The organism is Romboutsia sp. D33t1_170424_H2, from assembly GCF_015669105.1.
GTDB lineage: Bacteria > Bacillota > Clostridia > Peptostreptococcales > Peptostreptococcaceae > Romboutsia_C > Romboutsia_C hominis.
In genome coordinates this window covers 22511-35056 of record NZ_JADOZQ010000012.1, presented here as the reverse complement: position 1 = coordinate 35056, position 12546 = coordinate 22511, and the positions used below count along the sequence as shown (strand labels likewise).

Sequence of the window (12546 nt, the reverse complement as noted above, 5' to 3'; positions counted from 1 at the left end):
GGATTGGTTATATAATTAATTAAAAATTAACGAAAATAATTCGGAGGTGCTAAAAATGACAATAGAACAAATATTAGAAGCTATAGAAAATATGAAAGTTTTAGAATTAAATGAATTAGTTAAAGCTGCTGAAGAAAAATTCGGTGTATCTGCTTCAGCTCCAGTTATGATGGCTGGTGCAGTTGCTGGTGGAGCTGCTGAAGAAAAGACAGAATTCGACGTAGTATTAGCTAACGCTGGTTCTTCAAAAGTTGGAGTTATAAAAGCTGTTAGAGAAATAACTGGATTAGGATTAAAAGAAGCTAAGGAATTAGTTGACAACGCTCCTAAGACATTAAAAGAAGGAGTTTCTAAAGAAGAAGCTGACCAAATGAAAGAAAAATTAGAAGCTGCTGGAGCTTCAGTAGAAGTTAAGTAGTTTTCTTTTAAGAGGTGTCCTGTTTGGGGCACCTTTTTTGTTTTCTAAAAAAATATGTAAAAAATGAGAATTTTAGTTTAATATTTTGCGCATAATAAATAATGCATATTTTGTAGGATAAATTAAATGTAAAGAATAGAATAATATACATATTGAAAAATGCTTGACATTATGATAAAATTATTAGATGCGTTAGAATAAACTATGGTTTTATTTTTTATTATTGAGAGGTGAAAAGTGAATGCCACATCCTGTCACGATAGGTAAAAGAACTAGAATGAGCTTTTCTAAGATAAAAGAAATAGCTGATGTGCCAAATCTTATAGAATTACAAGTTGATTCTTATAAGTGGTTTATCGAAGATGGATTAAAAGAAGTTTTCGAAGACATATCTCCAATAGAAGATTACACAGGTAATCTTATATTAGAATTTGTTGATTACTCTTTAGACGATAAGCCTAAGTATGACATAGAAGAATGTAAAGATAGAGATGCCACATACTGTGCACCTCTAAAAGTTAAGGTTAGACTTATAAATAAGGAAACTGGGGAAATAAAAGAGCAAGAAGTATTTATGGGAGATTTCCCTTTAATGACAGAAAAAGGAACTTTCATAATAAATGGTGCTGAGAGAGTTATAGTAAGTCAGTTAGTTAGATCTCCTGGCGTTTACTATGCTTTAGAGAGAGATAAAACAGGTAAGAAGTTAATATCATCTACTGTAATCCCTAACAGAGGAGCATGGTTAGAATACGAAACAGATTCTAATGATGTAATATCTGTAAGAGTTGACAGAACTAGAAAGCAACCAGTAACAGTATTATTAAGAGCTCTAGGAATAGGTACGGATGCAGAAATAATCGAACTTCTTGGAGAAGATGAGAGATTAGCTGCAACATTAGAAAAAGATAATACTACTTCTGTTGAAGAAGGTTTAATTGAGATATACAAGAAGTTAAGACCGGGTGAACCACCAACAGTAGAAAGTGCATCATCATTATTAAATGCATTATTCTTTGATGCTAAGAGATATGACTTAGCAAAAGTAGGTAGATATAAGTTTAACAAAAAGCTTGCTCTATGCTACAGAATAATGAACAGAGTTTCAGCTGAAGATATAGTTAATCCAGAAACTGGAGAAGTATTTGTAAAAGCTGGAGAAAAAATAAGCTACGAAGTAGCTAAGGATATTCAAAATTCTGGAATAAACGTAGTTAGTTTATTACTAGATGATGAAAAGACTGCTAAGGTTATAGGTAATAACTTTGTTGATATAAAATCACATATAGAATTCAATATAGATGATTTAAATATAAAAGAAAAAGTTCATTACCCAACTTTAAAAGAGATAATGGATGAATATAGTGACGAAGAAGAAATAAAAGAAGCTATAAAATCTAGAATAAAAGAGCTTATACCAAAGCATATACTATTAGATGACATAATAGCATCTATAAACTACCAATTCAACTTATTCCATGAAATAGGTTACATAGATGATATAGATCATTTAGGTAACAGAAGAATAAGATCAGTTGGTGAGTTATTACAAAACCAAGTTAGAATAGGTTTATCTAGAATGGAAAGAGTTATAAAGGAAAGAATGACTGTTCAAGACATGGAAGCAATAACTCCTCAAGCTCTAGTTAACATAAGACCTGTTTCTGCTGCTATAAAAGAATTCTTCGGTAGTTCACAGTTATCTCAGTTCATGGATCAAACTAACCCATTATCTGAGTTAACACACAAGAGAAGATTATCTGCACTAGGACCAGGGGGTCTTTCAAGAGAAAGAGCTGGGTTCGAAGTTCGTGACGTTCATCATTCTCACTACGGAAGAATGTGTCCTATAGAGACACCAGAAGGACCAAACATCGGTCTTATAAACTCATTAGGTACTTATGCTAAGATAAATGAATTTGGTTTCATAGAATCTCCTTATAGAAAAGTAGATAAGGAAAATGGTAGAGTAACTGATGAGATACATTACTTAACAGCTGATGAAGAAGATTTATTCATAAGAGCTCAGGCTAATGAACCATTAGAAGAAGATGGAACATTCATAAATAAGAGATTAGTATGTAGAACTAAAAATGGTGCTGTTGAACTAGTTCCAGTATCAAGAGTTGACTACATGGATATATCTCCAAAGCAAGTTGTTTCTATAGCAACTGCAATGATACCATTCTTAGAAAATGACGATGCCAACCGTGCGCTGATGGGATCGAACATGCAACGTCAAGCAGTACCTCTAGTGAGAAGAGAAGCTCCAATCATAGGTACAGGGGTTGAGTACAGAGCTGCTAAAGACTCTGGAGCAGTTGTTGTTGCTAAGAACTCTGGTATAGCTGATAGAGTTACAGCTGATGAAATAATAATTAAAAGAGAAGATGGAAACAAAGATAGATATAAATTACTTAAGTTTAAGCGTTCAAACCAAGGTACTTGTATAAATCAAACTCCTATAATAAATAAAGGAGATAAGATAGAAAAAGGTGATGTTATAGCTGACGGACCTTCAACAGATCTTGGAGAAGTAGCATTAGGAAGAAACTGCTTCATAGCGTTCATGACTTGGGAAGGTTATAACTACGAAGATGCCATCTTAATAAATGAAAGATTAGTTAAAGAAGATAGATTATCAACAATTCATATAGAAGAATATGAATGTGAAGCTAGAGATACTAAGTTAGGACCTGAAGAAATAACTAGAGATATACCTAACGTTGGAGAAAGTGCTATAAAGAACTTAGACGAAAGAGGTATAATCAGAATAGGTGCTGAAGTAGATTCTGGAGATATATTAGTTGGTAAAGTAACTCCAAAAGGAGAAACTGAGCTTACTGCAGAAGAAAGATTACTTCGTGCTATATTCGGAGAAAAAGCTAGAGAAGTTAGAGATACTTCACTTAAGGTTCCTCATGGAGAATCTGGTATAATAGTTGATGTTAAAGTGTTCACTAGAGAAAATGGTGACGATTTATCTCCAGGTGTTAATGAATTAGTTAGATGTTATATAGCTAAGAAGAGAAAGATAACTGTTGGGGATAAAATGGCCGGACGTCATGGTAATAAAGGGGTTATATCTAGAATCTTACCAGAAGAAGATATGCCATTCATGCCAGACGGAACACCATTAGATATAGTTCTTAACCCACAAGGTATACCATCTCGTATGAACATCGGACAGGTTCTTGAAGTTCATTTAGGTCTTGCTGCTAAGGCTTTAGGATGGCATGTTGCTACATCAGTATTTGATGGTGCAAAAGAGCCAGATATAAGAAAAGCATTAGTTGAAGCTGGATACCCAGAAGATGGAAAGATAACTTTATATGATGGTAGAACAGGTGATACTTTCGATAACCCAATAACAGTTGGATACATGTACATGTTAAAACTACATCACTTAGTTGATGATAAGTTACATGCTAGAAGTACAGGACCATACTCATTAGTAACTCAACAACCACTAGGTGGTAAAGCACAATTCGGTGGACAAAGATTCGGTGAGATGGAGGTTTGGGCTCTAGAAGCATACGGAGCTGCTCATATACTTCAAGAAATACTTACTGTTAAATCTGACGACGTTGTAGGACGTGTTAGAGCATACGAAGCAATCGTAAAAGGTGAAAATATACCTGAACCAGGAATACCAGAATCATTCAAGGTTCTTATAAAAGAACTTCAAAGTTTATGCTTAGATGTAAAGGTATTAACTGATGAAGATCAAGAAATAGAAGTCAGAGAATCACTAGATGTAGAAGAAACTACTGGTGAATTTGAATTAGATATAATAGAAAATGTTAAAGAAATGGAAGATGACCATATAATAGAAGAAATCGAAGAAGAAGATTTCGAGAATGGTGATATGGATAACATTGAATTTGAAGAAGACATAGTTTATGATGAAATAGACTATGATGATACAGAAGACTTTGATGTATAATATTTTTATTAATGTAAATATCAAATAGAAGGGAGAGAACTCCTTGTTTGAATTAAACAATTTTGAGTCGATAAAGATAGCACTAGCTTCTCCAGAGAAAATAAGACAATGGTCTAGAGGAGAAGTAAAAAAGCCTGAAACTATAAACTACCGTACACTAAAACCAGAAAAAGATGGTCTTTTCTGTGAAAGAATATTTGGACCTCAAAAAGACTGGGAATGTCACTGTGGTAAATATAGAAGAGTAAGATACAAAGGTGTAGTTTGTGATAGATGTGGAGTAGAAGTTACTAAAGCTAAAGTAAGAAGAGAAAGAATGGGACATATAGAGCTAGCAGCTCCTATGTCTCATATCTGGTACTTCAAAGGGATACCAAGTAGAATGGGACTTTTACTTGATATGTCTCCTAGATCTTTAGAGAAGATACTATACTTTGCTTCATACGTAGTAGTTGATCCAGGAGAAACTGGATTAAATGCTAAGCAATTATTAACAGAAAAAGAATACAGAACTGCAGTTGATAAGTATGGATACAATACTTTCACAGTAGGTATGGGTGCTGAAGCTGTAAAACAATTATTACAAAATATTGATTTAGAGCAAGAAAGCAAAGAGTTAAGAGCTGACCTTAAGGACAGCACTGGACAAAAGAGAGTTAGAACTATAAGAAGATTAGAAGTTGTGGAAGCATTCAGAAAGTCAGGAAACAAGCCTGAGTGGATGATATTAGATGCTATTCCAGTAATACCACCAGATTTAAGACCAATGGTACAACTTGATGGTGGAAGATTTGCAACTTCTGACCTAAATGATTTATACAGAAGAGTTATAAATAGAAATAACAGATTAAAGAGATTATTAGAACTTGGAGCTCCTGACATAATCGTTAGAAATGAAAAGAGAATGCTTCAAGAAGCTGTAGATGCTTTAATCGACAATGGTAGAAGAGGTAGACCTGTAACAGGACCTGGTAATAGACCACTTAAGTCTTTATCAGACATGCTAAAAGGTAAGCAAGGACGTTTCCGTCAAAACTTACTTGGTAAGCGTGTTGACTACTCAGGACGTTCAGTTATAGTTGTTGGACCAGAACTTAAATTCTATCAATGTGGTCTTCCAAAGAAAATGGCCCTTGAATTATTCAAGCCATTCGTTATGGATAGATTAGTTAAAGAAGGTTATGCACACAACATAAAGAGTGCAAAAACTATAGTAGAAAAAGTTAAGCCAGAAGTTTGGGATGTTTTAGAAGAAGTTATAAAGAGTCATCCAGTTCTACTTAACCGTGCTCCTACTCTACACAGACTTGGTATACAAGCATTTGAACCTGTATTAGTAGAAGGTAAAGCAATAAAACTACATCCACTAGTATGTACAGCGTACAACGCTGACTTCGACGGTGACCAGATGGCGGTTCACGTTCCTTTATCAGTAGAAGCACAAGCAGAAGCAAGATTCTTAATGCTATCTGTAAACAACATACTTGCACCTAAAGATGGTACACCAATAACTACTCCTTCTCAGGATATGGTTCTAGGTTGTTACTACTTAACAATAGAAGACCAAGGTGGAGAAAAAGGAACAGGTACAATATTTAAAGATTACAATGAAATGTTACTTGCTTATGAGAATAAAGCGGTTGAATTACATTCATTAGTAAAGATGAGAGTTGTACTTGAAGATGGAAGAAGTTCTTTAGTTGAAAGTACAGTAGGTAGATTTATATTCAATGAAAATATACCTCAAGACTTAGGATTTGTTGATAGAGAGAAAGATCCATTTGGATTAGAAGTTGATTTCTTAGTTGACAAAAAATCTCTAGGTAAAATAATAGATAAGTGTTTCAGAAGACATGGAAACACTAGAACAGCTATGATGTTAGACCACATAAAATCTTTAGGATTTAAATTCTCTACTAGAGGTGGTATAACAGTTGCCGTTGCAGATATGAAGATACCTGAAGAGAAGAAGGATCATATAGCAGCTGCAGAAGAAAAAGTTGATAAATATGAAAAAGCATATAGAAGAGGTCTTATATCTGACGAAGAAAGATATGAAAGAGTTATAGAAACTTGGACAGAGACTACTGAAAAAGTTACAGATGCTCTTATGTCAGGTCTAGAAAGGCTTAATAATATATTCATAATGGCTCACTCTGGAGCCAGAGGTTCTAAGAACCAGATAAGACAGTTAGCTGGTATGCGTGGTCTGATGGCCAATGCATCTGGTAAAACAGTTGAAGTTCCAGTTAAATCTAACTTCCGTGAAGGGTTAACAGTAATGGAATACTTCACATCATCACATGGTGCTAGAAAAGGTCTTGCCGATACAGCGCTTCGTACAGCCGATTCAGGTTACTTAACAAGAAGACTTGTTGATGTCAGTCAAGATGTTATAGTAAGAGAAATAGACTGTGGAACTAGTGATGTAACAGAAGTTACTGCAATAAAAGATGGAAACGAAGTAATAGAAGAACTATACGATAGAATTGTTGGAAGATATACTATAGCTCCTATAGTAAATCCTACAACTGGTGAAGTTATAGTTGAAGCTGATGCTATGATACAAGAAGCTGATGCTGATAGAATAGTTGAAGCTGGAATAGAAAAAGTTGAAATAAGAACAGTTCTTAACTGTAAGACAAACCACGGAGTTTGTTCTAAGTGTTATGGTAGAAACCTTGCAACAGGTAAGGAAGTAAACATAGGTGAAGCTGTAGGTATAATAGCTGCTCAATCAATCGGGGAGCCAGGAACACAGCTTACAATGCGTACATTCCATACAGGTGGGGTTGCCGGTGGAGATATAACTCAAGGTCTTCCAAGGGTTGAGGAATTATTCGAAGCCAGAAAACCAAAAGGTTTAGCAGTTATAACAGAAGTTGCTGGTAGAGTTGAAATAGATGAAACTGGTAAGAGAAAAGAAGTAGCTGTAATACCACAAGAAGGAGAAACTCAAGTATATGCAATACCTTACGGATCAAGAATAAGAGTTAAGCAAGGTCAAATGGTTGAAGCAGGAGATCCATTAACTCAAGGTTCTATAAATCCACATGATATAGTAAGAGTACAAGGTATAAGTGGAGTTCAAAACTATATAGTTAAAGAAGTTCAAAGAGTTTATAGAATGCAAGGGGTTGACGTTAACGATAAGCATATAGAAGTTATAGTTAGACAAATGCTATCTAAAGTTAAGGTTGAAGATCCAGGAGATACAGAATTATTACCAGGTGGTTATGAAGATGTATTAACATTCAATAAATGTAATGAAGAAGCTATTGCTAACGGTTTAAGACCAGCAGTTGCTAAGAGAACTTTACTTGGTATAACTAAAGCTTCTCTTGCTACAGAATCATTCTTATCTGCAGCTTCATTCCAAGAAACAACAAGAGTTCTTACTGAAGCAGCTATAAAAGGTAAGGAAGATCACTTAATAGGTCTTAAAGAGAATGTTATAATAGGTAAATTAATACCAGCAGGAACAGGTATGAAGAGATACAAGAACATAGCTGTTGAAAAAATTGAAGAGTAAGCTTGAACTAGCCGATTAATAGCTAGAAAGTAACTTGACAGTAATTATGTCTGGTGATAAAATGTTAAAGTGTGCAATTGAAAGTTATCTAAGAGCTTATGGCTCTTAGAGTTTTCAATTGGACTTTATATAATTAAAGAACTAGCAGCACCAAACTGCAAAGAGCTAAAACCACAGGAATGTGAGTTAATAGACATTTAATTGTGAGTAACGTAAGTTACTATGAATCAATATGCTTTCATATTGATGTAGTTGGCGGTCATTAAGATCGAAAATTTGGAAAAGGAGGTGCAGATGATGCCAACAATTAACCAATTAGTTCGTAAAAGAAGACAAGCAATAGAAAAGAAATCTACTGCTCCAGCATTACAAAAAGGGTACGATTCTTTACACAAGAAATCTACTAACACAAGTTCACCACAAAAAAGAGGAGTTTGTACTTCAGTTAAAACAGTAACTCCTAAGAAACCTAACTCAGCTTTAAGAAAAGTTGCCAGAGTTAGATTAACAAACGGAATAGAAGTTTCTGCTTATATACCAGGTGAAGGACACAACTTACAAGAGCATAGTGTTGTTCTTATAAGAGGAGGAAGAGTAAAAGACCTTCCAGGGGTTAGATACCACATATTAAGAGGTACATTAGATACTGCAGGTGTTGATAAGAGAATGCAAGCAAGATCTAAGTACGGTGCTAAGAGACCTAAAGCTGCAAAGAAATAGTAAAAGTTAACAATTGATTATAGTGCGGTGCTTTAAATATATATAGATATTTATGGCATCACGGCATATTATGATGTCGAGTACCTATGATTTAATAATATCAAATAATTAAGGAGGGAAGCAAAATGCCAAGAAAAGGTAATGTTCCAAAGAGAGAAGTATTAGCTGATCCAATGTATGGAAGTAAAGTTGTTACTAAGTTAATAAACAATTTAATGATAGATGGAAAAAAAGGAAAAGCTCAAACAATAGTATATGATGCTTTTGCTTTAGTAGCTGAAAGAACAGGAGAAGAAGCCATAGAAGTATTCAACAGAGCTATGGATAACATAATGCCTGTTTTAGAAGTTAAAGCTAGAAGAGTTGGTGGAGCTAACTACCAAGTTCCAGTTGAAGTTAGACCAGAAAGAAGACAAACTTTAGGTTTAAGATGGTTAGTAAACTACACTAGAGCTCGTGGAGAAAAAGGAATGGTTGAAAAGTTAGCGAAAGAAATAATGGACGCTGCAAACAACACAGGAGCTTCAGTTAAGAAGAAAGAAGATACTCATAAGATGGCAGAGGCTAATAAAGCATTTGCTCACTACAGATTCTAATAGTAGGATATAAAGATACCTTTTAAGGGATATCGTAAGGAGGAGAACCATGGCTAGAAAGTTTCCTTTAGAAAGAACTAGAAATATAGGAATCATGGCTCATATAGATGCAGGAAAAACTACTACTACAGAAAGAATCCTATTCTATACAGGGCAAACACATAAAATAGGAGAAACTCACGAAGGAGCTTCTCAAATGGACTGGATGGAGCAAGAGAAGGAAAGAGGTATAACAATAACTTCTGCCGCTACTACTGCTGCATGGAGAGACCATAGAATAAACATAATAGATACACCAGGACACGTCGACTTCACAGTTGAGGTTGAAAGATCTCTAAGAGTTCTTGACGGTTCAGTTGCTGTATTCTGTGCTAAAGGTGGGGTTGAACCTCAATCTGAGAACGTATGGAGACAAGCTGATAACTACGGTGTACCTAGAATAGCATTCGTAAATAAAATGGACATCATGGGTGCAGACTTCTTTAACGTTGTATCAATGATGAGAGAAAGATTAAATGCAAATGCTGTACCAATGCAATTACCAATAGGTAAAGAAGATTGGTTAGAAGGTGAAGTTGACTTATTAGAAATGAAAGCTCATATCTATAAAGACGACTTAGGAAAAGAAATAGAAATAACTGAAATACCAGAAGATATGAAAGAATTAGCTCAAGAGTGGAGAGAAAAAATGGTTGAAGCAGTAGCTGAAACTGATGAAGATCTAATGATGAAATATCTTGAAGGTGAAGAGCCAACTATAGAAGAGTTAAAAACTGCTATAAGAAAGGCTACTATAGCTTGTGAAATGAACCCAGTATTCTGTGGATCTGCTTACAAGAACAAAGGTGTTCAGTTATTATTAGATGCAGTTGTTGATTATTTACCAGCTCCAACTGATATAGCTGCTATAAAAGGTATATTAGAAAATGGTGAAGAAGCAGAAAGACACTCATCTGATGAAGAACCATTCTCAGCTTTAGCATTCAAAATAATGACTGACCCATTCGTTGGTAAGTTAGCATTCTTCAGAGTTTACTCTGGAATAATGCAAGGTGGATCATACGTACTAAACTCTACTAAAGGTAAGAGAGAAAGAATAGGACGTATACTACAAATGCATGCTAATACAAGAGAAGAAATAACAGAAGTATACGCAGGAGACATAGCTGCAGCAGTAGGATTAAAAGATACTACTACTGGAGATACTTTATGTGATCCAGCTAATCCAATAATACTTGAATCTATGGAATTCCCTGAGCCAGTTATATCTGTTGCTATAGAGCCTAAGTCTAAAGCAGCTCAAGAAAAGATGGGTATAGCTCTTCAAAAATTAGCTGAAGAGGATCCAACTTTCAGAGTTAAGACTGATGAAGAAACAGGACAAACTATAATATCTGGTATGGGTGAATTACACTTAGAGATAATAGTTGATAGATTATTAAGAGAATTCAAAGTTGAAGCTAACGTTGGTGCTCCACAAGTTGCTTACAGAGAAACTATAACTCAACCAGTAGATGTTGAATACAAGTACTCTAAGCAATCAGGAGGTAGAGGACAATACGGACACGTTAAGATCAGAGTTAATCCTCAAGAGCCAGGTGCTGGTTACAAGTTTGAAAACAAAACTGTTGGTGGATCTGTTCCTAAGGAATATGTTGGACCAACTGATGCAGGTATACAAGGTGCAATGCAATCTGGTATAGTTGCTGGATACCCAGTTGTTGACGTTGCTGTTGAATTATACGATGGTTCTTACCATGAAGTCGATTCATCAGAAATGGCATTCAAGATGGCTGGTTCTATGGCTATGAAGGAAGCTATGAAGAAAGGTAATGCAGTATTACTTGAGCCTTACTTCAAAGTTGAAGTTGTTACTCCAGAAGAGTACATGGGAGATGTTATGGGTGGATTAAACTCTAAGAGAGGTTTAATACAAGGTATGGAAGCTAGATCTGGTGCACAAGTTATAAATGCATTCGTTCCACTTTCAGAAATGTTTGGATACTCTACTGAGTTAAGATCATCTACTCAAGGTCGTGCAACATACACAATGATATTCGACCACTACGAGCAAGTTCCAGCTTCAGTTGCTAAGAAAATAGCTGAAGGAAAATAATAATTTTTTTAAAAATAAGTATAATAAGTAAGACGAGGTTACCTCGTCTTACATAAAATATATATAGGGAGGTATTTCAAAATGGCTAAAGCTAAATTTGAAAGAAATAAGCCGCACGTTAATATAGGAACTATAGGACACGTTGACCACGGTAAAACTACATTAACAGCTGCAATAACAAAAACTTTATTCGATAGATATCAATTAGGAGAAGCAGTAGATTTCGCTAACATAGATAAAGCTCCAGAAGAAAGAGAAAGAGGAATCACAATATCAACTGCTCACGTTGAATACGAAACTCCAAACAGACACTACGCACACGTTGACTGTCCAGGACATGCTGACTACGTTAAGAACATGATAACAGGAGCAGCTCAAATGGATGGTGCTATATTAGTTTGTTCAGCAACTGATGGACCAATGCCTCAAACAAGAGAGCATATATTATTATCAAGACAAGTTGGTGTACCATACATAGTAGTATTCTTAAACAAGTGTGATATGGTAGACGACGAAGAATTATTAGAGTTAGTTGAAATGGAAGTTAGAGACTTATTAAATGAGTACGAATTCCCAGGAGATGACACTCCAATAGTAAGAGGATCTGCTTTAATGGCATTACAAGATTCTTCTTCAGAGTGGGGAGACAAAATAGTTGAATTATTCGAGCAAATAGATGAATATATACCAGCTCCAGAAAGAGACGTTGACAAAGACTTCTTAATGCCAGTAGAAGACGTATTCTCTATAACAGGTAGAGGAACAGTTGCTACAGGTAGAGTTGAAAGAGGAGTATTAAAGGTTCAAGACGAAGTTGAAATAGTAGGACTTGCTGACGAGCCAAGAAAAGTTGTAGTAACAGGAGTAGAAATGTTCAGAAAGTTATTAGACCAAGCACAAGCTGGAGATAACATAGGAGCATTAATAAGAGGTGTACAAAGAAATGAAATAGAAAGAGGACAAGTTATGGCTAAGCCAGGAACAGTTAAGCCTCACACTAAGTTCAATGCAGAAGTATACGTTCTTAAAAAAGAAGAAGGTGGAAGACATACTCCATTCTTCGATGGATACAGACCACAATTCTACTTCAGAACAACTGACGTAACAGGAACTTGTAAGTTACCAGAAGGTACAGAAATGGTTATGCCTGGAGATAACATACAAATGACTATAGAGTTAATAAACTCAATAGCAATAGAAGAAGGATTAAGATTCGCA

At 35.2% G+C, this 12546-nt stretch carries 7 protein-coding genes; all 7 read left to right on the top strand.

Translation table 11 applies throughout. The features are described 5' to 3' along the window. Positions 1–55 precede the first annotated feature (55 nt). A complete protein-coding gene (rplL, locus tag I4U66_RS11930) occupies positions 56–418 on the top strand; it encodes a 50S ribosomal protein L7/L12 (protein WP_092921776.1) in 363 nt (120 codons plus the stop codon). Between the two features lie 241 nt (positions 419–659). Continuing rightward, entirely contained in the window at positions 660–4364 is a 3705-nt protein-coding gene (rpoB, locus tag I4U66_RS11925) for a DNA-directed RNA polymerase subunit beta (protein ID WP_092921778.1), read from the top strand. A 43-nt stretch (positions 4365–4407) separates the two neighbouring features. Beyond that, positions 4408–7896 carry a DNA-directed RNA polymerase subunit beta' gene (rpoC, locus tag I4U66_RS11920; RefSeq protein ID WP_092921780.1) on the top strand — a complete coding sequence of 1163 codons (3489 nt, stop codon included), beginning with the start codon at positions 4408–4410 and terminating at the stop codon, positions 7894–7896. 297 nt (positions 7897–8193) lie between these two features. After that, complete coding sequence (gene rpsL / locus I4U66_RS11915; RefSeq protein ID WP_092921782.1) at positions 8194–8616, top strand: 30S ribosomal protein S12; 423 nt, start codon at positions 8194–8196, stop codon at positions 8614–8616. Between the two features lie 125 nt (positions 8617–8741). Further along, positions 8742–9212 carry a 30S ribosomal protein S7 gene (rpsG, locus tag I4U66_RS11910; protein ID WP_092921784.1) on the top strand — a complete coding sequence of 157 codons (471 nt, stop codon included), beginning with the start codon at positions 8742–8744 and terminating at the stop codon, positions 9210–9212. A gap of 49 nt (positions 9213–9261) precedes the next feature. Further along, the gene (gene fusA / locus I4U66_RS11905) at positions 9262–11328 is read left to right on the top strand and encodes an elongation factor G (protein WP_092921786.1); all 2067 of its coding nucleotides are present in this window, start codon (positions 9262–9264) and stop codon (positions 11326–11328) included. 81 nt (positions 11329–11409) lie between these two features. Next, a partial coding sequence (gene tuf / locus I4U66_RS11900) for an elongation factor Tu (protein ID WP_195238532.1) occupies positions 11410–12546 on the top strand: 1137 nt, incomplete at its 3' end.